The organism is Bradyrhizobium sp. KZN70725, assembly GCF_055264925.1.
This window is the reverse complement of sequence record NZ_JBUYWT010000006.1, coordinates 213,995-238,074: the sequence shown is the minus strand read 5'-3', so window position 1 is coordinate 238,074 and position 24,080 is coordinate 213,995. Positions and strand designations below refer to the sequence as shown.

At 65.3% G+C, this 24,080-nt stretch carries 19 protein-coding genes, 1 tRNA gene and 1 pseudogene; 14 read left to right on the top strand and 7 right to left on the bottom strand.

The features are described 5' to 3' along the window. Nucleotides 1–142 precede the first annotated feature (142 nt). Nucleotides 143–1,321, bottom strand: a complete 1,179-nt coding sequence (locus ACZBJS_RS08700; protein WP_076835000.1) for a DNA topoisomerase IB — start codon at nt 1,319–1,321, stop codon at nt 143–145. Between the two features lie 771 nt (nt 1,322–2,092). Between ACZBJS_RS08700 and acs the strand changes: the two genes are divergently transcribed. Together acs and ACZBJS_RS08690 are read left to right on the top strand one after the other, a co-directional pair. Then, nucleotides 2,093–4,045 carry an acetate--CoA ligase gene (gene acs / locus ACZBJS_RS08695; protein WP_057021358.1) on the top strand — a complete coding sequence of 651 codons (1,953 nt, stop codon included), beginning with the start codon at nt 2,093–2,095 and terminating at the stop codon, nt 4,043–4,045. A gap of 339 nt (nt 4,046–4,384) precedes the next feature. Beyond that, nucleotides 4,385–4,900 (top strand): L,D-transpeptidase, encoded by a 516-nt coding sequence (locus tag ACZBJS_RS08690; protein ID WP_168858081.1) that lies wholly within the window; start codon nt 4,385–4,387, stop codon nt 4,898–4,900. Between the two features lie 79 nt (nt 4,901–4,979). Here ACZBJS_RS08690 and ACZBJS_RS08685 read toward each other — a convergent pair whose 3' ends face one another. Next, on the bottom strand, nt 4,980–5,576 hold the full coding sequence (locus tag ACZBJS_RS08685) for a thermonuclease family protein (RefSeq protein ID WP_463438634.1): 597 nt from the start codon (nt 5,574–5,576) through the stop codon (nt 4,980–4,982). Between the two features lie 326 nt (nt 5,577–5,902). Between ACZBJS_RS08685 and ACZBJS_RS08680 the strand changes: the two genes are divergently transcribed. Next, nucleotides 5,903–5,979, top strand: a tRNA-Ser gene (locus ACZBJS_RS08680). A gap of 329 nt (nt 5,980–6,308) precedes the next feature. Here the strand turns inward: ACZBJS_RS08680 and ACZBJS_RS08675 are convergent. Further along, on the bottom strand, nt 6,309–6,536 hold the full coding sequence (locus tag ACZBJS_RS08675; protein ID WP_057021331.1) for a DUF1674 domain-containing protein: 228 nt from the start codon (nt 6,534–6,536) through the stop codon (nt 6,309–6,311). 175 nt (nt 6,537–6,711) lie between these two features. Here ACZBJS_RS08675 and ACZBJS_RS08670 point away from each other — a divergent pair, with 175 nt between their 5' ends. From ACZBJS_RS08670 to purH, 3 genes are all read left to right on the top strand, one after another. Next, nucleotides 6,712–8,058, top strand: a complete 1,347-nt coding sequence (locus ACZBJS_RS08670) for an RsmB/NOP family class I SAM-dependent RNA methyltransferase (protein WP_463438633.1) — start codon at nt 6,712–6,714, stop codon at nt 8,056–8,058. Nucleotides 8,059–8,211: 153 nt separating this feature from the next. Then, complete coding sequence (locus ACZBJS_RS08665; RefSeq protein WP_316395408.1) at nt 8,212–9,963, top strand: heparinase II/III family protein; 1,752 nt, start codon at nt 8,212–8,214, stop codon at nt 9,961–9,963. A gap of 232 nt (nt 9,964–10,195) precedes the next feature. Beyond that, entirely contained in the window at nt 10,196–11,788 is a 1,593-nt protein-coding gene (purH, locus tag ACZBJS_RS08660; RefSeq protein WP_316395409.1) for a bifunctional phosphoribosylaminoimidazolecarboxamide formyltransferase/IMP cyclohydrolase, read from the top strand. 233 nt (nt 11,789–12,021) lie between these two features. Here the strand turns inward: purH and ACZBJS_RS08655 are convergent, their stop codons facing one another. Continuing rightward, nucleotides 12,022–13,401 (bottom strand): MFS transporter, encoded by a 1,380-nt coding sequence (locus ACZBJS_RS08655; RefSeq protein ID WP_316395410.1) that lies wholly within the window; start codon nt 13,399–13,401, stop codon nt 12,022–12,024. A gap of 126 nt (nt 13,402–13,527) precedes the next feature. Between ACZBJS_RS08655 and ggt the strand changes: the two genes are divergently transcribed. The 3 genes from ggt (at nt 13,528) to ACZBJS_RS08640 (ending at nt 17,779) form a co-directional block, all read left to right on the top strand. Next, a complete protein-coding gene (gene ggt, locus ACZBJS_RS08650; RefSeq protein WP_316395411.1) occupies nt 13,528–15,273 on the top strand; it encodes a gamma-glutamyltransferase in 1,746 nt (581 codons plus the stop codon). Nucleotides 15,274–15,403: 130 nt separating this feature from the next. Beyond that, nucleotides 15,404–16,702: an MFS transporter gene (locus ACZBJS_RS08645; RefSeq protein WP_225161876.1), complete on the top strand. Its 1,299-nt coding sequence runs from the start codon at nt 15,404–15,406 to the stop codon at nt 16,700–16,702. A 201-nt stretch (nt 16,703–16,903) separates the two neighbouring features. Beyond that, nucleotides 16,904–17,779, top strand: a complete 876-nt coding sequence (locus tag ACZBJS_RS08640) for an SDR family oxidoreductase (RefSeq protein WP_316395412.1) — start codon at nt 16,904–16,906, stop codon at nt 17,777–17,779. Between the two features lies 1 nt (nt 17,780). Here ACZBJS_RS08640 and ACZBJS_RS08635 read toward each other — a convergent pair whose 3' ends face one another. Continuing rightward, entirely contained in the window at nt 17,781–18,116 is a 336-nt protein-coding gene (locus ACZBJS_RS08635; protein WP_057021339.1) for a GIY-YIG nuclease family protein, read from the bottom strand. 102 nt (nt 18,117–18,218) lie between these two features. On the opposite strand from ACZBJS_RS08635, the gene ACZBJS_RS08630 reads away from it, so the two are divergent. Beyond that, nucleotides 18,219–18,647 carry a DUF1330 domain-containing protein gene (locus ACZBJS_RS08630; protein WP_316395413.1) on the top strand — a complete coding sequence of 143 codons (429 nt, stop codon included), beginning with the start codon at nt 18,219–18,221 and terminating at the stop codon, nt 18,645–18,647. An 8-nt stretch (nt 18,648–18,655) separates the two neighbouring features. On the opposite strand, the gene ACZBJS_RS08625 is transcribed toward ACZBJS_RS08630, so the two are convergent. Beyond that, a complete protein-coding gene (locus tag ACZBJS_RS08625; protein WP_316395414.1) occupies nt 18,656–19,321 on the bottom strand; it encodes a glutathione S-transferase family protein in 666 nt (221 codons plus the stop codon). A gap of 131 nt (nt 19,322–19,452) precedes the next feature. Here ACZBJS_RS08625 and ACZBJS_RS08620 point away from each other — a divergent pair, with 131 nt between their 5' ends. The 4 genes and pseudogenes from ACZBJS_RS08620 (at nt 19,453) to panE (ending at nt 23,251) form a co-directional block, all read left to right on the top strand. Next, nucleotides 19,453–20,037 carry a DUF2239 family protein gene (locus ACZBJS_RS08620; RefSeq protein ID WP_168856115.1) on the top strand — a complete coding sequence of 195 codons (585 nt, stop codon included), beginning with the start codon at nt 19,453–19,455 and terminating at the stop codon, nt 20,035–20,037. A 168-nt stretch (nt 20,038–20,205) separates the two neighbouring features. Further along, nucleotides 20,206–21,503 (top strand): annotated as a pseudogene (locus ACZBJS_RS08615) (MATE family efflux transporter). A 110-nt stretch (nt 21,504–21,613) separates the two neighbouring features. Beyond that, entirely contained in the window at nt 21,614–22,219 is a 606-nt protein-coding gene (locus ACZBJS_RS08610; RefSeq protein ID WP_057021342.1) for a 2-hydroxychromene-2-carboxylate isomerase, read from the top strand. A gap of 111 nt (nt 22,220–22,330) precedes the next feature. Next, nucleotides 22,331–23,251 carry a 2-dehydropantoate 2-reductase gene (gene panE / locus ACZBJS_RS08605; protein WP_057021343.1) on the top strand — a complete coding sequence of 307 codons (921 nt, stop codon included), beginning with the start codon at nt 22,331–22,333 and terminating at the stop codon, nt 23,249–23,251. 106 nt (nt 23,252–23,357) lie between these two features. Here panE and ACZBJS_RS08600 read toward each other — a convergent pair whose 3' ends face one another. After that, the gene (locus ACZBJS_RS08600) at nt 23,358–23,939 is read right to left on the bottom strand and encodes a c-type cytochrome (RefSeq protein WP_316395415.1); all 582 of its coding nucleotides are present in this window, start codon (nt 23,937–23,939) and stop codon (nt 23,358–23,360) included. Nucleotides 23,940–24,080: the final 141 nt, after the last annotated feature.

Below are 24,080 nucleotides of genomic sequence, written 5' to 3'. Positions count from 1 at the left end.
AATCGCTCTACTCTGCAGAGCCAGTCACGCTCTCCGGCGACATCTACGCGAGCCACCCAGACATAAGCGCCACTATCAGACTATGATCAAACTATTTTAGCGCCTATGGGCTTTCGCCGGGACGACGATAGGGGATGCGGACCTACGCCCCGGCCGCCATCACCACCTGCGCCAGCAATTGCTCGCGCTTGCTTTGGGTGCGGTAGCCTCCCATCGTCGCGGCGAAGCGTTCGAGGATGCCGTCCTCGAACGCGGTGACGATGGTGTCGTGGACATAGCTCTTGCGGCAGATCGCCGGCGTGTTGGACAGCTGGTCGGCGGCGGCGCGGATCGCATCCAGCACCTGGCGCTTGCGGCCGCGCTGGCTGGTGGCCGGCGTGATCCGCGACAGCGATTCCACGACGACCGCCGACGCCATCAGGGTGCGGAAATCCTTCAGCGAGATCTTGATGCCGGCGATCTCGCGCAGGAACGCGTTCACCGCCGTGGTCGAGGCGGCCCGTACCACGCCGGAGCGGTCGTAATACTGAAACATGCGCTTGCCCGGGACGCCGCGCAGGATGCCGATCGCACGCACCAGCTTGGCCGCATCGCATTCCTTGCGCACGGCCTTGCCGCCCTTGGCCTTGAAGGTCAGCACCAGGGAGTCGTCTTCCAGCGTGACGTTGGACTTCAAGAGCGTGGTGGCGCCGCGGGTGCCGTTGAGGCGCGCATAGGATTCGTTGCCAGGCCGGATCGCGGTGCGCGCGATTAGTTCGATCACCGCCGACAGCGCGAACTCGCGCGTCGGCTCGTCGCCGGACAGAAACGCCGAGACCTTGCGCCGGATCTTCGGCAGCGCGGCCACCAGCTTGGCGAGGCGATGCGCCTTGCGCTGCTCGCGAACCTTCTCCCAGTCAGCGTGATAGCGATATTGCAGCCGGCCCGCGGCATCGCGGCCGACCGCCTGCAGATGCGAGCTCGGATCGCTGGAATAGCGCACCTGGCGATAGGCCGGCGGGACCGCCATCGCGTGCAGCCGGCGGATGGTGCGCGCATCGCGGACCCGCGAGCCATTGGCACGGACGAATGAATAGGTCTTGCCGCGCTTGATGCGGCGGATGGTCAATTCGTTCTGGTCGCCGAGCCGCAGGCCCAGATCGCGCGCCAGTTCTTCAACCGTCGTTCTGATGGCAGCGGGCGCGTCGAGCTTGAGTTTTGCCGGCGGCTGCAGCCTGGCCCGCGGCGGCTTGGACGGCCACTGGCCCAGTGCCTTTGCCAAGGCGACAGCGGGATCGGCGGAAACGGGCCGCACAGCCGCGATATTCTGCTGATCCATCATTACTCTCGCAAGACGCCTTGTTCCGCTGTTCTCCCGGTAATGCCGTTGCTTCGGGCTTCGTTCCGGTGGGCCGTCTGGCCTCGGAAACGCGATTTAGGGCGTCGGGGCCGACATTGCGAGTCGCGAATCAGTTATTGACTGTATTAAATTACCTTTCATGGGTGCCATTCGCCCGCTAACGTTGATTTTGGGCTGCCCGGGATCGGACAAAATGACGCGAGCGCGGTGCCGGAAACCGGCCTTTGAACGCCCGGAGGTCCACCGCGGTCCCCCAGATCAGGTCAGCGACCTTGCCCTTTCGCGCGCCGCTCTCGCCGGGGCGCGGCTCGAGCTCGGCAGCCACGGGACGGTCCAACCGCTGGCCGCAATCAAGGATTATTCGGTCACGAACGTGTTGACGCAGCTCATCGCGGCGGCGTCCGACAATTCGTTCAATTGTGCCCGAAGCCGTCGATCAAAATCGGCGTCAGCGCATCGTCGTCGCTCGCGGCACCACTGCAGCGACGGCGAACGCGCAGAGAACGATACCACTACGACCAAGAGACCAGTGACCCCGAGCAAGCGATGGCGCATAGGTTTCTCTCGTCGATGTGTTGCGGTAAGCCGTCCTATCACAAGCGGAAGCCGGCGGACTATCCGGCGGCTTCAACGCGACGAAAGTGACAGTCCTTTTTCCTTGCCGGGCCGGAATGCGGCAACGCATAATCGCGGCAATGATCAAGACGGCTTGCCGTCGCGTCGTGCGCGATCGGCAATGAGTGGAGGAAAATGATGTCCGAGAAGATCTATGACGTGTCGGCCGACTGGGCCAAGCGCGCCTATATCGATGACGCCAAATATCGCGAGATGTATGCGCACTCGGTCAAGGACCCGAACGGCTTCTGGGCCGAGCACGGCAAGCGGATCGACTGGATCAAGCCCTTCACCAAGGTCGAGAACGTCTCCTTCGCACCGGGCAACATCTCGATCAAATGGTTCGAGGATGGCGTGCTGAACGTCGCCTGGAACTGCATCGACCGCCATCTCGACAAGCGCGGCGACCAGACCGCGATCATCTGGGAGGGCGACGATCCCTCCGAATCCAAACACATCACCTACCGCCAGCTGCACGACGAAGTCTGCAAGATGGCCAACATCCTGCGCACGCGGAACGTCAAGAAGGGCGATCGCGTCACGATCTACCTGCCGATGATTCCGGAAGCGGCCTACGCTATGCTGGCCTGCGCGCGGATCGGCGCCATCCATTCGGTGGTGTTCGGCGGTTTCTCGCCGGACAGCCTCGCCCAGCGCATCAAGGACTGCGACTCGAAGGTGGTGATTACCGCCGACGAGGGCCTGCGCGGCGGCAGGAAAGTGCCGCTGAAGGCCAATGTCGATGCCGCCATCGCCAAGACCGGCGGCGTCGATTGGGTCGTGGTGGTGAAGCGCACCGGCGGCAAGATCGACATGAACCCGACCCGCGACCTCTGGTATCACGAGGCCGCTGCGATGGTGACGACGGAATGCCCGGCCGAGCATATGCACGCCGAGGATCCGCTGTTCATCCTCTACACCTCGGGCTCGACCGGAACGCCGAAGGGCGTGCTGCACACCTCGGCCGGCTACCTCGTGTTTGCGTCGATGACGCATCAATACGTGTTCGATTATCACGACGGCGACATCTATTGGTGCACCGCCGACGTCGGCTGGGTCACCGGCCACAGCTACATTCTCTACGGGCCGCTCTGTAACGGTGCGACCACGCTGATGTTCGAGGGCGTGCCGAACTATCCGGACAATTCGCGCTTCTGGAACGTGGTCGACAAGCACAAGGTCAACATCTTCTACACCGCGCCGACCGCGATCCGCGCGCTGATGCAGGGTGGCGACGAACCGGTGAAGAAGACCTCGCGCAAATCGCTGCGCCTGCTCGGCTCGGTCGGCGAGCCGATCAATCCGGAAGCCTGGGAGTGGTATTACCGCGTGGTCGGCGACGACCGCTGCCCGATCGTCGACACCTGGTGGCAGACCGAGACCGGCGGCATCCTGATCACGCCGCTGCCCGGCGCGACCAAGCTGAAGCCCGGTTCGGCGACACGGCCGTTCTTCGGCGTGGTGCCGGAGATCGTCGATGCAGACGGCAAGACGCTCGACGGCGAGACCTCGGGCAATCTCTGCCTGACCAGGTCATGGCCAGGCCAGATGCGCACGGTCTATGGCGACCACGCGCGGTTCGAGCAGACCTATTTCTCGACCTACAAGAACAAGTATTTCACCGGCGACGGCTGCCGGCGCGATGCCGACGGCTATTACTGGATCACCGGCCGCGTCGACGACGTCATCAACGTCTCCGGCCACCGCATGGGCACCGCCGAGGTCGAGAGCTCGCTGGTCGCGCATGAGGCGGTGTCGGAAGCCGCTGTCGTCGGCTACCCGCACGACATCAAGGGTCAGGGCATCTACGCCTATGTCACGCTGATGAAGGGCACCGAGCCGACGGAAGCGCTGCGCAAGGAGCTGGTCGCCTGGGTCCGCAAGGACATCGGCCCCATCGCCTCGCCGGACCTGATCCAGTTCGCGCCCGGCCTGCCCAAGACGCGCTCCGGCAAGATCATGCGCCGCATCCTGCGCAAGATCGCCGAGGACGAGTCGTCGAGCCTCGGCGACACCTCAACCCTGGCCGATCCGGCCGTGGTCGACGACCTCGTGCAGAACCGTCAGAACAAGAAGGGCGCGCCGGCGTAAGGCCAGCAGCAGCAAGGATCAGAAGACCAAACAAGGGCCGCGCGCGATCACCGCCGCGGCCCTTCCCCGTTTGCTGCAACGGGCGCTTCACGGGATTGTCATAGGCAAGGCATGATTGAGGCGCGTTTGTGGCCAAGTGTTGTTTCCAGGTCATTTACTTTAATCCGAACTTTTCATTCTCTCCCGCCATCAGGACGTGTCTTGCGGCCGGTGTGAAACCACCCGGTTAACACACGCAGTTAATGTTGCGTGCGTGAGACCGGCAGGCCCGGTTTTTCAAGGGCTCTGCATTTTCGTTTTTGGCTTCCTTGCGGGAGCTGTTGGGAAGTGGAGAGGTTGATGTCGAGGAAGTTTGCGGTGGCGCTGGCTGCCACCCTTGGTGCGGTTGCTTTGATGTCGCAGGCGGCCGAAGCCCGGCCGGAAATGGTGGGAATACACGCCGACAACTATGAGCCAGGCACCATCGTCGTGAAGACCAACGAACGGCGGCTCTACCTCATTCTCGATTCCGGCCACGCGATGCGTTACCCGGTCGGTGTCGGCAAGTCCGGCAAGCAGTGGGCCGGCACCACGAAGATCGACGGCAAATATCGCAACCCAGCCTGGTCGCCGCCCGCCGAGGTCAAGCGCGACAAGCCCAGCATCCCGAACGTGATCGCCGGCGGCTCGCCGCATAACCCGATGGGCGTCGCTGCGATGACGCTGGCCGGCGGTGAATATGCGATCCACGGCACCAACGTGCCGGGCTCGGTCGGCGGTTTCGTCTCCTACGGCTGCATCCGCATGCTCAACACCGACATCACCGACCTCTATTCGCGCGTCGAGATTGGCACGACGGTCGTCGTCACCCGCTGATCAGGCACAGCGCCTCGTCCAAAGCAAGGCCGCGCAGATGCGCGGCTTTTGTTTGCCCAGCCTGGTTTGACGCTGTCGCCTAGCGCGCGAAATATCCGCACCAGCCGAACCGGTGCCCGCCATTGTAGGCCCGCGCATGACCGGCCGCGAGCAGCGCGGCCGAGACGTTGTCGGTCTTCCTGGTCGCGACGTCGGCGACGACACGGCCCTGATATTTGTCGGGACCGACATTGTAGATCGCGACGTCGCCCTGGCCGAGCAGGTCACGCAGCGCCACCGTCGCCGCTTGCGCCATCTGCAGTTCGCGCGCACACGACGCCTTCAGCTCCGGCGCATCGATGCCGCGCAGCCGGACTCGCGTGTACAGATCCGGGCCCGGCGAGAAATGCACCCGCGCCTCGAACGTGTCGCCGTCGATCGTCCTGATCACATCAACGTTGTGCCTGATGTCGGGCGCGCCGGCCCGCTGCCAGATCACGTCGGTGTCGCGCGACCTGCCGAGCGACCAATGCGGCGGCAGATGCACCCATTGTCGGATCGGCAGCGTGCTGCCGACGGCAATGCCGAGCACGAACACCCATGGCAGCGCCGCCGAGACGCGGCGGCCCCAAGGGGTCCGGCGGAAAGGCGGACCCGACGCTTTGCGGTGAGTACGAATCCTGTCAGAGGGATACATTGTCTTAAGGAGCGCCCAAGTCGACCGATAAGACAGGGCAAGCCGGTGCTCTCGGTGAGGTTGTGTGGCATAGCTGAAGTTGCCACAGAGCAGACAAAGGCCGCGCCGCCTTGTCTCGATTCTACACCTAGACTAGCGCTGGTTGGTCTAGAACCCCTCTCCGGAATGTACGCCATATCTAGCGAGGTGGCTTCGGGGCCTTCCTACGAGTTGTGCTTTGATGGTCTTGTGGCGTTGCCCGAATCTCGAACGTCTGCCATAACGCAAAGCGCCCCGACCCTTCCGGGCGGGGCGTTGATGAGCCGGTGACACGGCTCATTTGGTAACCGGGCGTAGCTCAGCTGGATAGAGCACGGGACTGCTAATCCCGAGGTCGTAGGTCCGAGTCCTGCCGTCCGGGCCATTTGCGAGACTGGGCCTCCTCTTGCGGGGAGGCCTTTTTCTTTACCTGACCATATTGCCTGAGTCGATTCGACTCCTCAATCCAAATAATGCACTTAATAGCGCTTTATTAGTGTGAGCATGCAATGGTTGGACGCCCTCCAAACGAAGGGGAAAGCGAAACCTTTAAGGTCACGGTACCCAAGCCGCTCTACGAGAGCTTGGTCTACCTCGCGCGGCACACACACATCGGATCATCGGTCAGCGAAGTAGCGAGTTACTTGCTGAAAGAGCGGATATCCCAAATGGTCGAGTTGCAGATTCCGAAACGCACGCCGAACGGGTAGTGCCTCAAAAATCCGAAGCGATGCCCTTGGTCTCCCAATCGCCGTAACGCGTCGGTTCCGGCCCCTTCGGACCCTGGAACTCCTTCGGCCGCGCAGCCGCGTTCTGCGCGGCCGCCTCCTCGGCAGCCCTGCGCCGCGCGGCGGCCTCGGCGAGCGCGCGTTGCGCGGCTGGCGTCAGCGGCTTGCGCGGCGCGGCCTCCAGCGGCGATGACAACGGCGATTTATCAGACATGGCAAAACTTTCTGCCTGCGGATTCCGTATCTCTGTACTGGCTCAGTGACGACATCACGATCACGAAATCCCGCAAGGCGATTCTTACATTTGGCATATTCGCATGCCAGAGGTGGTATGGAGTTGATGGGCATGAGCCGAATGTAACTCAGCACCTTTGAGATATCTCCGCTTCATGCCTCCTTCAAGATTTGCAGTACCTGCCGAAGTCCCCGGTCTCGCGGCTCGCCGCATCGCGGCCGACATCCTCGATGGCGTGCTGCACAAGCACCGCACGCTCGACGACCAGCTCGACGGCGCCGGCGCGCATCCCGGCCTGAAATCGCTCGCCGATCGCGACCGTGCGCTGATGCGCCGGCTGGTGTCGACCATCTTGCGCAAGCTCGGCACGCTCGGCCATCTGCTGTCGCGCCTGCTCGATCGCGGCATCCCGACTGATGCGCCGCGCGCGCAGAGCGCGCTCCTGATCGGCGCGGCACAGATTCTCTGGATGGACGTGCCCGACCATGCCGCGGTCGATCTCTCGGTGCGGCTGGTGCAGTCCGACCGGCGCGCCGCGAAATATGCCGGGCTCGTCAACGCCGTGCTGCGCCGCTGCGCGCGCGAGGGCCAGGGCCTGATTGACGAGATCAGCATGCAGACCCTGGACCTGCCGCCATGGATGCTGGCGCGCTGGAACGCGCATTACGGCGAAGCTACCGCGCGCGACATGGCGCTTGCGCTCGGCCACGAGCCGTCGCTCGATCTGACGGTGAAGTCGGACGCGGCGCAATGGGCGGCCCGCCTGCACGGCGAGACGCTGCCGACGGGAACCGTGCGCACGCTGCTGCAGGGTTCCATCACGATGCTGCCCGGCTTTGCCGAAGGCCAGTGGTGGGTGCAGGACGCCGCCGCCGCGCTGCCGGTGCGGCTGTTCGGCGACATCAAGGACAAGGCGGTCGCGGATCTCTGCGCCGCGCCCGGCGGCAAGACCGCCCAGCTCGCGCTGGCCGGCGCGCACGTCACCGCGGTCGACCGCTCGCCGGCGCGTGTGGCGCGGCTGCGCGACAATCTCACGCGTCTGGCGTTGCAGGCCGAGACCGTCGTCGCCGACGCCGCCGAATGGCCCGCCGAGGCCGCAAGCTTCGACGGTATCCTGGTCGATGCGCCCTGCAGCTCGACGGGAACCATCCGCCGCCATCCCGACGTCGCCTGGCTGCGGCAGGAAGGCGACATCGCCGCGCTGTCGGCGCTGCAGAAGCGGCTGTTGCAAAAAGCCGCCAATCTGCTGAAGCCCGGCGGCACGCTGGTCTACTGCACCTGCTCGCTGGAGCCGGAGGAAGGCGAGCACGCGATCGCCGCGCTGCTGGCGAGCGAATCAGGCCTGCGCCGTGCGCCGGTCGAGACAAGCGAGGTCGCCGGCCTCGACGACATCATCACCGCCGACGGCGATCTGCGCACTTTGCCGAGCCATTTGCCCAATGCCGACCCGCGGCTCGGCGGGCTGGATGGATTTTACGCGGCCCGGCTGGTTAAATCCTGATTTTAAACTTCAGTCCTCTAAGCTCGAAGTGATTCGTGCGGTATCAAGAGGGTGCCTGGGCAGGTGTCTGGGCAGGTGCCTTGGCAGGTGTCTTGGCCGCGTTTCCGGACTAAATAAGGATTCGTTGAAAATTCCCTCCCCGCAAGGTTAGGCGTGTCGGTCGCTCAAAGCAGACGCATCTCGACGCTGATTGCTGGCCGCTTTGCCCGCAGCATGCTCGCACGCGCCAGCGGGAGCACGATTGCGCTGTCGCGGCTCTGGCCCGGCCGCACCGACCGGCTGGTCATCGCCCCGCACGATCTGCGGACCGCCGACGCCACCCGCGCGGCCGAGATCTATGCCGGACGATTCGTCTTCGCCGGCAAGATCGTCACCTGCCACGGCCGCTCGATCTTCGATCTCGAGCCACCGTCGGAGGATTGGGAAGCCGCCCTGCTCGGCTTTGGCTGGCTGCGCCACCTGCGCGCGGCCGACACCGCGCTGACCCGCGCCAACGCCCGTTCGCTGGTCGACGACTGGATCTCCAACCAGGCCCGCAAGCGGCCGCTGGAGCGCCGCGCCGATGTGCGCGCGCGGCGGGTGATCTCGCTGCTGTCGCAGGCACCGCTGGTGCTCGGCGACACCGACGGAAAATTCTACCGCAAATATCTGCGCGGGCTGGCGCGCGAGATCCGCTATCTGCGCCACGCGACGCTCGACAATGACGGCGTTCCGCGCCTGCAGGTGCTGATCGCGCTGTGCTACGCCTCGCTCTGTCTCGCCAACCAGGCGCGCAACATCAAATCGGCGACGCGCAAGCTGTCCGACGAATTGCAGCGCCAGATCCTGCCCGATGGCGGCCACATCTCGCGCAATCCCGGCGCGCTGGTCGAACTGCTCAGCGATCTCCTGCCGCTGCGACAGACCTTTGCTGCACGGAATATCGCGCCGCCGCCGGCGCTGCTCAACGCCATCGACCGCATGATGCCGATGCTGCGCTTCTTCCGGCACGGCGACGGCAGCTTCGCGCTGTTCAACGGCATGAGCACCGCGCCGTCCGATCTCGTCGCGACGCTGCTCGCCTATGACGACACCCGCGGCGTGCCGATGGCGAGCATGCCGCATACCGGCTTTCAGCGGCTTGATGCCGGCAACACCGCCTTGATCATCGATACCGGCCCGCCGCCGCCGGCCAGCGTCAGCCAGGACGCGCATGCCGGCTGCCTGTCGTTCGAGCTGTCCTCCGGCGTGAGCCGCATCGTCGTCAATTGCGGCATGCCGAGCACCGGCCGCGACAATTGGCGGCCGTTCGCGCGCTCCACCGCGGCGCATTCGACGCTGACCTATCGCGATACCTCGTCATGCCAGTTCGTCGAGCTGTCGGCGATGAAGCGGCTGCTCCGCGGCGCGCCCATCACCAGCGGTCCGAGCAATGTCGAGAGCTACCGCGAAGCCGTTCCCGACGGCGACGTGCTCACCGCCTCGCATGACGGCTATCTCTCGCGCTTCGGCGTGATCCACCGCCGTGTGCTGATGGTCTCGCAGGACGGCACGCGGCTGGAGGGCGAAGATTCGCTGTCGCCGGCGCCGGGCGGCCGCATCAAGGGCAGCGAGGCCGATTTCGCGCTGCGCTTCCATTTGCATCCCTCGGTGAAGGCGAGCCGGCTGTCGGATGCCCGCGGCGTGATGCTGGTGCTGCCCAACCGCGACGTCTGGACCTTCGAGGCGATGGACGACAAGGTCGATCTCGAGGACAGCGTGTTCCTGGCCGGCAATGACGGCCCGCGCCGCACCTCCCAGATCGTGATCCGGCAGGACGCGAGGCAGGCCGGCACCATCCGCTGGAGCTTCGTGCGCTCCTCGACCTCGGCCTCCGCCACCACCGCGCGCCGCAACGCCCGCCGCGAGCCGGAACTGCCGCTGTAGGACGGGTGAGTCCTCCGACCCGTCATCCTGAGGAGCCGCGAAGCGGCGTCTCGAAGGATGCACGGCCCTGCCGGTGGCCGTCGACCCTTCGAGACGCGCTGCGCGCTCCTCAGGGTGACGGGGAAAGAATACCGAACCACCCTCAATTTGCGGGGAATCAGGCGCATGTACCGGTTTCGTACGGCACAAAACCATGCTACCCGGCTGCCTTAACAGCCAGGGATTTTCCGATATGACCGAGCAGCTTCGCCGCGTGACCCGCGCTCTGTTGTCCGTTTCCGACAAGACCGGACTGATCGATTTCGCCAAGGCGCTGGCCGACCATGGCGTCGAGCTGGTCTCGACCGGCGGCACCGCCAAGGCGATCGCGGCGGCGGGGCTGAAGGTCAAGGACGTCTCCGAGCTCACCGGTTTTCCGGAGATGATGGATGGCCGGGTCAAGACGCTGCATCCGAAGGTGCATGGCGGCCTGCTCGCGATCCGCGACAACAAGGAACACGCCGCGGCGATGGCCTCGCACGGCATCGCGCCGATCGACCTCTTGGTCGTCAACCTCTATCCGTTCGAGGCCACCGTCGACAAAGGCGCCGGCTTCGAGGAGTGCATCGAGAACATCGACATCGGCGGGCCCGCGATGATCCGCGCCGCGGCCAAGAACCATGACGACGTCGCCGTGGTGGTCGAGGCGAACGACTATTCTGCCGTGCTCGACGAGCTCGCCGCGCACAAGGGCGCGACCTCGCTTCAGTTGCGCCGCCGGCTCGCCGCCAAGGCCTATGCGCGCACCGCGGCCTATGACGCCGCGATCTCGAACTGGTTTGCCGTACAGCTCGACACCAAGGCGCCGGACTTCCGCGCCTTTGGCGGCAAGCTGATCCAGTCGCTGCGCTATGGCGAGAACCCGCACCAGACCGCGGCGTTCTATGCCACGCCGGAGAAGCGGCCGGGCGTTGCGACCGCACGCCAGCTGCAAGGCAAGGAACTGTCCTACAACAACATCAACGACACCGACGCGGCCTATGAATGCGTCGGCGAGTTCGATCCGCAGCGCACCGCGGCGTGCGTCATCGTCAAGCACGCCAATCCCTGCGGCGTTGCCGAGGGACCCGATCTCGCCACCGCCTATGCCCGCGCGCTGGCCTGCGACTCCACCTCGGCCTATGGCGGCATCATCGCGGTCAATCGCCCGCTCGATGCGGACGCCGCGCGCGCCATCATCGGCATCTTCACCGAGGTGATCATCGCGCCCGACGCGACCGAGGAGGCGATCTCGATCATCGCCGGCCGGCGCAATCTCCGCCTTCTGCTCGCCGGCGGCCTGCCGAACGCGCGCGCGGTCGGCCTCACCGCCAAGACCGTCGCCGGCGGCCTCCTGGTGCAGAGCCGCGACAATGCCGTGGTCGAGGACATGAACCTGAAGGTCGCGACCAAGCGCGCGCCGACCGACGCCGAGCTGCGCGATCTCAAATTCGCCTTCCGCGTCGCCAAGCACGTCAAGTCGAACACCATCATCTACGCCAAGGACCTCGCGACCGTCGGCATCGGCGCCGGCCAGATGAGCCGAGTCGATTCCGCGCGGATCGCCGCGCGCAAGGCGCTGGATGCGGCGGCCGAGCTGAAGCTCGCCGAGCCCCTGACCAAGGGCTCGGTGGTCGCCTCCGACGCCTTCTTCCCGTTCGCCGACGGCATGCTGGCCTGCATCGAGGCCGGCGCCACCGCGGTGATCCAGCCCGGCGGCTCGATGCGCGACGACGAGGTGATCAAGGCCGCCGACGAGCACGGCATCGCCATGGTGTTCACCGGCGTGCGGCATTTCCGGCATTGAGTACGACCTGTAGCCCGGATGGAGCGTAGCGAAATCCGGGGCGGTTTCTCCGCGGACCAAAGACCCCGGATTGCGCTTCGCTCCATCCGGGCTACAAACCTGTCGTCCCCGCTAGTGCGAAAGCAGGGACCCATAACCACCCATGTTGCTTGGTGAGGGACAACTAGCCCCAGCGCGCCTTCGATGGATCACGCGGTATGGGTCCCGGCCTGCGCCGGGACGACGGCGGTGGTTTACTCCCGCACCTTCGCCAATAGCGCCAGTCCCGCGACGAAGAACGCCACCAGCACCGCCATGCCGGCCTTCTGGCTCGCGGTCGCCGCGGTGATCGCGCCGATCAGGAGCGGGCCGATGAACGACGTCACCTTGCCGGTAAGCGCGAACAAGCCAAAATACTGCGCGATGCGATCCTTCGGCGCGAGGCGGATCAGGAGCGAGCGCGAGGCGGCCTGCAGCGGCGCACCGGTGGCGCCGATCAGGCAGCCCAGCACGATGTAGGCGCGCTCGGCGGCGCCCGCGAACAACGGACCGCCAGGCACCGGCGGCACGACCTGGATGAACAGGACGGAATCCTTGTTCACGGTGAGGATCACGACGATCGCAAACAGCAGGATCAGCAAGCTGGCGGTGATCACGCGCTTCGGTCCGAATGCATCATCGAGCTTGCCACCGATCCAGCCGCCGAACGTGCCGGCCACCGCGAGGATGATGCCGAAGGTACCGATCCGGATCGTGTCCCAGCCGAACGTGCCTGCGGCATAGATGCCGCCGAACGCAAACAGCGAGACCAGCCCGTCGGTGTAGATCATGTTCGCCAGCAGGAAGCGCGCCAGTGACTTCTGCTTCGGCAGGCTCGACAACGATTGCCTGAGCTCGCGCAGGCCTTCGCCGAGCGCCGCGCGCATCGGGCGCTTCGTCGGATAGTCCGGCGTGAACAGGAACATCGGCGTCACGAAGATGATGAACCACAACCCGGTCAGCGGACCGGTGATGCGGTCGCCTTCATGCATGGCGGGATCGAGACCGAACAGCGGCGTGAAGCCGAACAGCGTGCGGTCGGTCTCGGCATTGGCGGCAAGAAAGCCGAGCACGAGAACAAGACTCAGGATGCCCCCGACATAGCCGGTGGCCCAGCCGGTGCCCGACAGTCGCCCGATCCTGTCGGGCGGCACCAGGGTTGGCATCATCGCATTGTTGAACACGGTCGCGAACTCCACGCCGACGCTCGCAATCGCATAGGCGAGCAGCAGCGCCGGGATGATGTCGGGATTGCCGGGCTTGCCGATCCACATCGCGCTGGCGCCAATCACGAGCAGCGCACCGAAGCCCGCGATCCACGGCTTGCGCCGGCCGCTGGCATCGGCGATTGCCCCCAGCACCGGGGACAGCAGCGCGATCGCAAGTCCCGCGGCTGCGGTGGCAAAGCCCCAGAGCGCCTGCCCGCTCGCGGCATCAGGCGCGACGAAGCTCGCGAAATAGGGCGCGAACACGAAGGTCGTGATCAGCGTGAAATATGGCTGCGCAGCCCAGTCGAAGAAGATCCAGCTGATGACGGCAGCGCGGCCAGGATAAACCTTGGTGGTGGCCTTCGCGTCACCGGCGCCCGTCTGCATTGTTGCCGTCATCGCGAAAGATATTCCCCAACTCGAACCACAGGCAGGCTTTTGCCGCTCCAATCCGCTCCCATATAGCATGGGCCGGTTTGACTGATACGGCGATGAACAGGGCAGGACATTTCGATGGCGCTGACGGCAACGATGTCGCGACGGCTGTTTGCCGCTCTCCTGGTGATTGGTATCGCGACGCCTGCCCTCGGCCAGGTCCAGCGCCGCTTCTATGAACCTTCAGCCGCGGACACGATTCGCAGCATTCACGCCGAAAACGGCATGGTGGTGGCGCAGGAGAAGCTGGCTGCGCAAGTTGGCGCCGACATCCTGCGACAGGGCGGCAACGCGGTCGACGCCGCGGTCGCCACCGGCTTCGCGATGGCGGTGACCTATCCGCGCGCCGGCAATATCGGCGGCGGCGGTTTCATGGTGATCCATCTCGCCGGGCGCAATGAGGATGTCGCGATCGACTATCGCGAGACTGCGCCGCAGGCCGCTACCCGCGACATGTTCCTGAACGCCGACGGCAAGCCCGATCCCGACAAGTCGCGCAACTCCGCGCTCGCGATCGGCGTGCCCGGTACGGTCGCGGGTCTCGCGCTCGCACTGGAGAAATACGGCTCCGGCAAGTTCACGCTGGCGCAGATCCTCAAGCCCGCGATCGATCTCGCGCGTGACGGATTCATCGTCACCGACGACACATCGGACACGCTGAACGACATGTATCGCCGCATGTCGCGCTGGCCGAATTCGGCCAAAACATTCTCGCACGCCGACGGCACGCCGCTGCGCGAGGGCAACCGCCTGATCCAGGGCGATCTCGCCGGCGTATTGACTGATATTGCCGAACAGGGCCCGCGCGGCTTCTACGAAGGTCCGGTTGCCGAGAAGCTTGTCAGCGGCATCAAGAATGCCGGCGGCATCTTTACGCTCGAGGATCTGACTTCCTACCAGCCGGTGATCCGCACGCCGATCCGCGGCAGCTATCGCGGCTACGACATCGTCTCGATGCCGCAGCCCTCCTCCGGCGGCGTCGTGCTGCTGGAGATCCTCAACATCCTCGAAGGCTTTCCGATGTCCGACATGAAGCAGGGCTCGGCCGCCTCGCTGCATGTGATGATCGAGGCGATGAAGCGGGCCTATGCCGATCGCGCGCGCTATCTCGGCGATCCCGCCTTCGTCGACGCGCCGACGCAATTGCTGATCGACAAGGACTATGCCGCCAAACAGCGCGCCACCATCGATCTTGCCCGCGCCACGCCCTGGACCGATGTGCGCAACGCCAAGCAGCCTCACGAAGGCGACAACACCACGCATTACTCTGTCGTCGATGCCGGCGGCAACGCCGTCAGCAACACCTATACGCTGAACTTCCCGTACGGCGTCGGCCTCGTCGCCGACGGCACCGGCGTGCTGCTCAACAACGAGCTCGACGATTTCACCGCAGCGCCCGGCGCCTCCAACGCCTTCGGCCTGGTCGGCTTCGAGGCCAATCTGCCGGGACCCGGCAAGCGTCCGCTGTCGTCGATGTCGCCGACCATCGTGCTGAAGGACGGCAAGCCGGTGCTGGTGACGGGCTCGCCCGGCGGCAGCCGCATCATCTCCGCCGTGACGCAGATCATCGTCGACGTGATCGACTACAAGATGGACATCGCGGCCGCGGTCGCCGCACCCCGCATGCACCATCAATGGCTGCCCGACGAGGTCCGGATCGAGCGCGGCTTTCCCGACGGGGTGCTGACCGAGCTGAAGGCCAAGGGCCACAAGCTGGTCGAGCCGCTCGGCTACTCCTCCGCGAACTCGATCCTCGTCACGACCAACGGTCTGCTCGGCGCGCCGGATCCGCGCACGCGCGGCTCGGAGGCTGCGGGGTACTAAAGGATGATCCGCACCTAAGGCGTGCAAACGCGGCTTTGCCCCGCCTGCGACATCGCGATAGATTGGCGATCCGCGCACCTCCGGCCGCGGATCGCAAAGAGCCGGTGAAAGATTTCTCCGGGGAACGCGCATGAGCACGGCCGAATCCAAACCGATGGAAGTTGCAGAGATCGAGGACACCAGCCTCCTCGCCTTCTATCGCGACATGAACCTGCAGGAGCGGCGCACGTTCTGGGCCTGCGCGTCGGGCTGGACGCTCGACGGCATGGATTTCATGATCTATCCGCTGGTGATCGGCACCATCATCACGCTGTGGAAGGTTGACCCCGGCACCGCCGGCCTCGCGGGCACCGTGACATTGCTGGCCTCCGCCGTCGGCGGCTGGCTCGGCGGCTATCTGTCCGACCGCATCGGGCGGGTGAAGACGCTACAGCTCACCATCGTCTGGTTCTCGTTCTTCTCGCTGGTCTGCGCATTGGTGCAGAATTTCGATCAGCTCCTGATCGCCCGCGCGCTGCTCGGGCTCGGCTTCGGCGGTGAATGGGCCGCCGGCGCGGTGCTGATCGGCGAGGCGATCCGGCCGCAGTATCGCGGACGCGCGGTCGGCTCGGTGCAGTCGGGCTGGGCGGTCGGCTGGGGCCTTGCGGTGCTGGCGCAGGCGATCCTGTTCTCGGTGCTGCCAGCGGAGAACGCCTGGCGCTGGATGTTCGTGATCGGCGCACTGCCGGCGCTGCTCGTGTTCTACCTGCGCCGCTACGTCACCGAGCCGGAAATCTCCGCCGCGACCATGGCGCAGGCGCAGGCCTCTGGCAGCGGCCCCGCCGCGTTGTGGGAGATCTTCCACGGACCGATCCTGAAGACCACGCTGCTGGCCTCCCTGGTCGGCACCGGCATGCAGGGCGGCTATTACGCCATCACCTTCTGGGTACCGCGCTTCCTCACCACCGAGCGCAAGCTCTCGGTGGTCGGCTCGACCGGCTATCTCGCGACGCTGATCATCGGCTCCTTCATCGGTTATCTGGTCGGCGCCTGGCTCGCCGACCGGATCGGCCGGCGCAACCTGTTCCTGATCTTCTCGATCGGCGCGATCGCAGTGGTGCTGCTCTACACCCAGCTGCCGCTGTCCAACGAGGTGCTGTGGGTGCTGGGCTTCCCGCTCGGCTTCTTTGCCTCGGGCTATTTCTCCGGCATGGGCGCGTTCCTGACCGAACTGTATCCGACCCGGCTGCGTGGCTCCGGCCAGGGCTTCTGCTACAATTTCGGCCGCGGCATCGGCGCGCTGTTCCCGTTCCTGGTCGGCGCGCTGTCGACCACGACCACGCTCGCCAACGCGATCGCGATCTTCGCGGTGGCGGCGTACGGCGTGTTCTTCATTGCCGCCTACGCGCTGCCGGAAACCCGCGGCCGCGTGCTGCATGCGGATGGCTGAAATTGAGCACTGACCTGTCAACTTGCGCCGCTTCGCCTCTCCCCCTGTGGGAGAGGCCGGATTGCATCGACAGATGCAATCCGGTGAGGGGTTGCGGTCTCTCCATGCAGTATACCGTGTGGAGAGATACCCCTCACCCCAGCCCTCTCCCACAAGGGGAGAGGGAGCCATCGTCTCGTGCGTCCCTCACAGGAGGCTCTCATGACGTCGCTCAAGGGCAAGACGCTGTTCATATCGGGCGCGAGCCGCGGCATCGGGCTGGCGATCGCGCTGCGCGCCGCGCGTGACGGCGCCAATGTCGCGATCGCGGCGAAGACCGCCGAGCCGCATCCGAAGCTGAAGGGCACGATCTACACCGCCGCCGACGAGGTCCGCGCCGCCGGCGGCAAGGCGCTGCCGGTGCTCTGCGACATCAGGGACGAGGCGCAGGTGATGGCGGCGATCGAGCAGACCGCCGCCGAGTTCGGCGGCATCGACGTCTGCGTCAACAATGCCAGCGCCATCAGCCTGACCAATTCGCAGGCGACCGACATGAAGCGGTTCGACCTGATGATCGGGATTAACACCCGCGGCACCTTCATGGTGTCGAAATACTGCATCCCGCACCTGAAGAAGGCGGAGAATCCGCACATCCTGATGCTGTCGCCGCCGCTCGACATGAAGACGAAATGGTTCGAGCACTCGACCGCCTACACGATGGCGAAGTTCGGCATGAGCATGTGCGTGCTCGGGCTCGCGGGCGAATTGAAATCGGCCGGCATTGCCGTCAACGCGCTGTGGCCGCGCACCACGATCGCGACCGCCGCGGTCGGCAATCTGCTCGGCGGCGACGCCATGATGCGCGCGAGCCGCACGCCCGAGATCATGGGCGATGCGGCCTACGCGATCATCACCCGGCCGTCGCGCGAATTCACCGGGCATTTCTGCATCGACGACAAGGTGCTCTATGCCAATGGCGTCCGCGACTTCGAGCGCTACCGCGTCGATCCCTCGGTGCCGCTGATGTCGGACTTCTTCGTGCCCGACGACGACGTGCCGCCGCCCGGCGTCACCGTGCAGCCGCTGCCGTCACACTAGGCTACACCGCGAACGCATTCAGCTCCGCGCGCCAATGCTGCACGCGCTCCTTCAGCAGCGTGTCGCGCACATAGGCGAGCTCCTCGTCCTCGATCCGCTCCAGCGTTTCGAGCGAGAGATTGTCCGCGCCATGCCCCGACCAGGCGCGCTGCAGCTCGGCGTTGCGATGACTGCCCATCCGCAGCGTGAACCAGATGCGGTTCTCGATCTTGTCGAGGTCGAGCGCCTGCCCGACCCAAACCTCGCCGGTCGCGCGGCAACGGATCGCGAACACGCCGGCGACGCTCGCGCGCTTCTTGTAGTCGGCGATGGCTTGCTTGCGGTCCTCGGTCTTCATGGTGACTCCTGTCGTTCTGTCGGGCTATTTATATCCGGGTATTATTGACAAAGCAATTATGCCCGGGTAAAAAGTGCCATCAACCTTCGATGGGACACCGACATGGACACCGCCGCCTGCTATCTCGAGCCGACCTGGAACGCCGGGCGCGACTTTGCCCAGCGCGAGATCGCGGGCGAGCTGGTGATGCTCAATTTGTTGCGCTTCCACGCGATCGCCGACTATTCGCAAAGCCCGGAGCTCGCCCCGCCGCAGCCGATCACGGGGGCGGAGGCCTACGACTGCTATGTCGCGCACACGCTGCCGCATCTGCGGAAGAGCGGCGGCGATATCCTGTTCATGGGTGAAGGCGGCCCGTTCCTGATCAGGCCGGAGGGCGAGCGCTGGGATCGCGCGATGCTGATCCGGCTGAAGAGCCGTGGCGCGTTCCTCGCCTTCGCGGTGGCGGAGGCCTACCTCGCCGGCATCGGACACCGCACCGCGGCGCTGGCGGATTCGCGGCTGCTGCCGCTGGTCGAGCTGCCGCGATGACCGCGTATTTACCGGCCGACCTGGTACGGCCCGCCCTTCTCCAGCGCCCGCGCATAGGCCGGGCGGGCGTGAATACGCTCCAGGAACGCGATACACTTGGGATGGCCGTCCTCGAGCCCGCCGCGCGCCGCGGCGGCCTCGAGCGGAAAGCTCATCTGGATGTCGGCGCCGGAAAACTCGCTGCCGGCGAACCATTCGCTCTTGCCGAGCTCGCCTTCCCAATAGGCCATGTGCTGCCTGAGCTGCGGATTGACCAGCGTGGACAGCGCCGTGTTGGATACCTTGCGCACCAAGGGCCGCAGCAGCGCCGGCGCGCGCTTCGGCATCAGCGTGAACAGGAGCTTCAGCAGCAGCGGCGTCATCGCCGAACCCTCGGCGTAGTGCAGCCAATAGGTGTAGCGCAGCCGCTCCGGCGTATCGGCCGGCGGGATCAGGCGCCCGTTGCCGTAGGTCGCGATGATGTATTCGAGGATCGCGCCGGATTCCGCGATCGTGTGGCCGTTGTCGGTGACGACGGGCGACTTGCCGAGCGGATGGATCGCGCGCAGCTCCTTCGGCGCCCGCATGTCGGGCTGCCGCTGGTAGCGCACGATCTCGTAGGGCACGCCCAATTCCTCGAGCAGCCACAGTACGCGCTGCGAGCGGGAATTGTTGAGGTGATGAACCGTCAGCATGGGCATCCTCTGAAAGATCAGCGCAATCGGGCGGCGTTTGGTGCCAGCGGGAAACCAGAAAGTCGAGATCCACGCGCTGCGATTGCCAAGAATTATCCGGGCAGTATGTCGCGCAATCTGAGAGGTCTACCATGAATCCTGCCTATGTCGCGTTCGAAGGCGAGCACCGCATCGGGGCCGGCGACCTCCCGGAGGTTGCGCGCGCCGCCAAGCAACACCTCGACCAACGCAAGGACGCCGCGATCCTGGTGTTCAACGGCCGCACCTCGGCGCTGGTCGATATCGATTTCCGCGGCTCGGTCGACGACGTGCTGGCGCGGCTGCCGCAGCCCGCACCTGCGCGCGACGAGGAGCCGACGCCGACCGCGCCGCGCGGCCCGGGACGTCCGAAGCTTGGCGTCGTCGCGCGCGAGATCACGCTGTTGCCACGGCATTGGGATTGGCTCGCGCAGCAGAAGGGCGGCGCGTCGGTTGCGATCCGCAAGCTGGTCGACGAGGCGCGGCGCTCAAGCGGCGACAAGGACCGCACGCGCAGCGCGCAGGATGCCGCCTATCGCTTCATGACTGTCATGGCCGGCAACCGGCCGAACTATGAAGATGCGATCCGCGCGCTGTTCGCCCACGACCGGCGCCGCTTTGCGACGCTGATCGCGGACTGGCCGGCCGACATCCGCGATCACGCGATCCGGCTCGCCTATAGCGATCAAGCGGACTGACTGGTTTCGAGTGACATGGATGGCGGCCCGGCCTGCCGGCGATTCGGTTCTGATCGAACTGAACCGCAGCCCCTGGTCCGCCGCCGTCCCTGACGTCGCAATTTTTGGAAGTTGAACGTGTCCAACCCTCGCTCCCTGCGCAAAGCCTTCCTCGCCTTCCTCGCGCCGATGCTGCTCAGCAACGTGCTGCAGTCGCTGTTCGGCACCATCAACGGCGTCTATCTCGGCCAGATGATCGGCGTCGACGCGCTCGCCGCCGTCTCGGTGTTCTTTCCGGTGATGTTCTTCTTCATTTCCTTCGTGATCGGCCTGAGCGCCGGCGCCTCGGTCATGATCGGCCAGGCCTGGGGCGCCGGCGAGCCCGACCGGGTGAAAGCGGTCGCCGGCACCACCATGACCGTGACGCTGCTGCTCGCGCTGGCGATCGCGATATCAGGCGGCCTGTTCGCGCGCCCGCTCTTGATCGCGCTCGCGACGCCATCCGACGTCCTCGACGCCGCGGCGGCTTATGCGCAGATCATGATGATCACGATGCCCATCACCTTCGCATTCCTGCTGCTGACGGCGATGATGCGCGGCGTCGGCGACACCGTGACGCCGCTGGTTGCGCTGACGGTCTCGACCATCGTCGGCCTAGTGGTGACGCCGGCGCTGATCCGCGGCTGGCTCGGCCTGCCGATGCTCGGCGTCGCCAGCGCTGCGGTTGCCTCCGCGGTCTCGGGCGTGGTCACGCTGCTGTGGCTGCATGTCCATATGCTGCGGCACCGCCATGCGCTGGCCTTCGACGCCGCGTTTCTGCGCGCGATGCGGCCGAACGGCGCGCTGCTGCGCATCGTGCTGCGGCTCGGCATTCCGACCGCGATCGGCATGGTGGTGGTCTCGCTTGCCGAGCTGGTGCTGCTCGGCCTCGTCAACGGCTTCGGCTCGGACGCCACCGCGGCCTATGGCGCGGTTAACCAGGTGATCGGCTATGTGCAGTTTCCGGCGATCTCGATCGCGATATCGGTGTCGATCTTCGGCGCGCAGGCGATCGGCCGCGGCGATTCCGCCCGGGTCGGCGCCATCGTCCGGACCGGGATCGAGATGAATCTCGCGCTGACCGGCGGGCTGGTCGTGCTGGGCTATCTCTTCGCGCGGCCGCTGATGGGCTTCTTCATCGTCGACAATGCCGTGCTCGGGCTGGCGCAGCAGCTGTTGTACATCGTGCTGTGGAGCATGGTGCTGTTCGGCATGGCGACGGTGTTTTCGGGCGCGATGCGCGCCGGCGGCACGGTGTGGATGCCGCTGTTGCTTTCGACCCTGCGATCGCGGTGGTCGAGGTGCCGGTCGCGATCCTGCTCAGCCGCACCATCGGCGTCAGCGGCATCTGGATCGCCTATCCCGTCACTTTTGCAACCATGTTCGTGCTGCAGATGGCCTATTACGCCCTGGTATGGCGCAAGCAGACCATCAAGCGGCTGATTTGACATCGCGCGCCGCGGCTCACATGATGACTATCATATTCTACTGATGGCGCCTGCGACAGCAGGTCCATGCTAAACAAGCCCAAACGAGACAGGCCGAGGGAGAGACCGCCGTGAGCCAAAATCCGCAATTCCTGTTCGATTTCGGCAGCCCCAACGCTTTCCTCAGCCATGAAGCAATCCCGGCAATCGAAAAGCGCACCGGCGTCAAGTTCGAATATGTCCCGATCCTGCTCGGCGGCATCTTCAAGGCCACCAACAACAAGTCGCCGGCCGAGACGCTGGCGGGCGTCAGGAACAAGCCGGAGTTTCAGAAGATCGAGACCGAACGCTTTCTCAAGCGCTTCAACGTCAAGCCCTACACCTGGAACCCGTTTTTCCCGGTCAATACGCTGAACCTGATGCGCGCGGCGGTCGCCGCCCAGTTTGAGGGCGTGTTCGAGAAGTATATCGAGGCCGCCTTCCACCACATGTGGGTCGAGCCCAAGAAGATGGACGATCCTGAGGTCGCCGGTAAAGCCATCGCCTCCTCCGGCCTTGACGCCGCGAAACTGTTCGCCCGCGCACAGGACGCGGATGTGAAGGCCAAGCTGATCGAATATACCTCATCCGCCGTCGAGCGCGGCGCGTTCGGCTCGCCGACCTTTTTCGTCGGCAACGAGATCTTCTTCGGCAAGGAGCAGCTGCGCGAAGTCGAGGAAATGGTATCGGGAAAGTGAGATGAGCGAATGGCCAATAGCGAGTAGCGAATAGTCGAACAGTATCCTTATCTATTCGCTACTCCCTATTCGCTCGCCTCCTCGGGCAACAACAAAGAAGGACAAATTCCCATGCGCGTTCTCGTGGTCGGCGCCGGTGCGATCGGCGGTTATTTCGGTGGCCGGATGCTTCAGGCCGGCCGCGACGTCACTTTCCTGGTGCGCCCTCGCCGCGCTTCCGAGCTCGCCTCCGCCGGGCTCGTGATCAAGAGCCCGAACGGCGATGTCACGCTGAACAACCCGCCGACCGTGCAGGCCGACAAGCTGTCGGACAAGTTCGACGTCGTGCTGTTGAGCTGCAAGGCGTTCGATCTCGAGGATGCGATTAAGTCCTTTGCGCCCGCCGTCGGCAACAAGACCGCGATCATCCCGCTGCTCAACGGCATGCTGCATCTCGATACGCTCGACAAGACGTTCGGAGCTCAGCATGTGCTCGGCGGCCTGTGCGCGATCGCGGCGACGCTGAACGAGAAGCGCGAGGTGGTGCAGCTGCAGCCGATGCAGTCGCTCGGCTTCGGCGAGCGCGCCGGCGGCCTGTCGGACCGGGTGCGCGCGATCGCTGAAACTTTCTCGGCGATCAACGGCGCCAACGCCAGCGAGCATGTGATGCAGGACATGTGGGAGAAGTGGGTGTTCCTGGCCTCGCTCGCCGCCTCCACCAGCCTGATGCGGACCTCGGTCGGCAACATCCTGGCCGCGCCCGGCGGCAAGGATTTCCTGCTCGGCATCCTCGACGAATGCAGCGCGATCGCCGCCGACGCCGGCCATGGCCCGGGCGGACCGTTCTTCCAGCGCACCCGCGGGCTCCTGACCACCGAGGGCTCGCCGATGACCGCATCGATGTTCCGCGACATCAAGGCGGGGCTGCCGGTCGAGGCCGATCACGTGATCGGCGACCTGATCGTGCGCGCCGACGCCGCCAAGATCCCGGTGCCGAAGCTGCGCACGGCCTACACGCATCTCAAGGCGTATGAGAAGCAGCGGGCTGGGTGATCTTGTAGCCCGGATGGAGCGGAACGAAATCCGGGAATCATCTCGCGGCAGATAGAGCGCCCCGGATTGCGCTGCGCTCCATCCGGGCTACGCACATTTTTCGTACCTACAAATGCGCCAGATAATGCGCGAGCGCGGTGATCTCTTCGTCGCTCAGCGGATAGGCAACATCGGCCATCGCGGCCTGGGCGCCGCCGGAGCGCTGGCCCGACTTGTAATCGTGCAGCGCCTTGACGAGATATTCCTCGCGCTGGCCGGCGATGCGGGCCACCGCCTTGGTACCGGCAAACGTATCGCCATGGCATGAGGCGCAGCGGCGGCCGGCGGCGGCTTGCTTGCCCTTTTCGGACAGGTCCGGATTGTCGTCCTTGCCGCCCTTGAACGGCGTCAGCGACGCGAAATAGGCGCCGAGACTGCGGATGTCGTCGTTGTTGAGCTGCTCGACGATCGGCTGCATCTGCTCGTTCTTGCGCGCGCCGGCGCGGAAGAACACCAGCTGCCATTGAACGTACTGGTCGAGCTGGCCGGCGAGCGAGGGAATGTTCTCGGTCTGCGAGATGCCGTTGTCGCCGTGGCAAGCGGCGCAGAGTTCGGCCTTCGCCTTGCCGGCGGCGACATCGGCGGCATTGGCGGACGACGCAACTGCGATCACCGCCGCGAACAGGATTGCAAAGGACGTAACACGCATTGCCAGTTTTCTCCACGGGTCATTGCCGGGCCTGGCCCGGCAATCCATCTGGCTTGCAGAAGGGTTGTTGTTTGGATGGATGCCCGGATCAAGTCCGGGCATGACGAGTCTGTTCCGTCGTTGGGCTTGCCGAACCACGTA

Bases quoted from the DNA above. Each gene is read 5' to 3' on its own strand.
- ACZBJS_RS08700 (WP_076835000.1), bottom strand. From the start codon at position 1,321: ATGATGGATCAGCAGAATATCGCGGCTGTGCGGCCCGTTTCCGCCGAT.
- acs (WP_057021358.1), top strand. From the start codon at position 2,093: ATGTCCGAGAAGATCTATGACGTGTCGGCCGACTGGGCCAAGCGCGCC.
- ACZBJS_RS08690 (WP_168858081.1), top strand. From the start codon at position 4,385: ATGTCGAGGAAGTTTGCGGTGGCGCTGGCTGCCACCCTTGGTGCGGTT.
- ACZBJS_RS08685 (WP_463438634.1), bottom strand. From the start codon at position 5,576: ATGTATCCCTCTGACAGGATTCGTACTCACCGCAAAGCGTCGGGTCCG.
- ACZBJS_RS08675 (WP_057021331.1), bottom strand. From the start codon at position 6,536: ATGTCTGATAAATCGCCGTTGTCATCGCCGCTGGAGGCCGCGCCGCGC.
- ACZBJS_RS08670 (WP_463438633.1), top strand. From the start codon at position 6,712: ATGCCTCCTTCAAGATTTGCAGTACCTGCCGAAGTCCCCGGTCTCGCG.
- purH (WP_316395409.1), top strand. From the start codon at position 10,196: ATGACCGAGCAGCTTCGCCGCGTGACCCGCGCTCTGTTGTCCGTTTCC.
- ACZBJS_RS08655 (WP_316395410.1), bottom strand. From the start codon at position 13,401: ATGCAGACGGGCGCCGGTGACGCGAAGGCCACCACCAAGGTTTATCCT.
- ggt (WP_316395411.1), top strand. From the start codon at position 13,528: ATGGCGCTGACGGCAACGATGTCGCGACGGCTGTTTGCCGCTCTCCTG.
- ACZBJS_RS08645 (WP_225161876.1), top strand. From the start codon at position 15,404: ATGAGCACGGCCGAATCCAAACCGATGGAAGTTGCAGAGATCGAGGAC.
- ACZBJS_RS08640 (WP_316395412.1), top strand. From the start codon at position 16,904: ATGACGTCGCTCAAGGGCAAGACGCTGTTCATATCGGGCGCGAGCCGC.
- ACZBJS_RS08635 (WP_057021339.1), bottom strand. From the start codon at position 18,116: ATGAAGACCGAGGACCGCAAGCAAGCCATCGCCGACTACAAGAAGCGC.
- ACZBJS_RS08630 (WP_316395413.1), top strand. From the start codon at position 18,219: ATGGACACCGCCGCCTGCTATCTCGAGCCGACCTGGAACGCCGGGCGC.
- ACZBJS_RS08625 (WP_316395414.1), bottom strand. From the start codon at position 19,321: ATGCTGACGGTTCATCACCTCAACAATTCCCGCTCGCAGCGCGTACTG.
- ACZBJS_RS08620 (WP_168856115.1), top strand. From the start codon at position 19,453: ATGAATCCTGCCTATGTCGCGTTCGAAGGCGAGCACCGCATCGGGGCC.
- panE (WP_057021343.1), top strand. From the start codon at position 22,331: ATGCGCGTTCTCGTGGTCGGCGCCGGTGCGATCGGCGGTTATTTCGGT.
- ACZBJS_RS08600 (WP_316395415.1), bottom strand. From the start codon at position 23,939: ATGCGTGTTACGTCCTTTGCAATCCTGTTCGCGGCGGTGATCGCAGTT.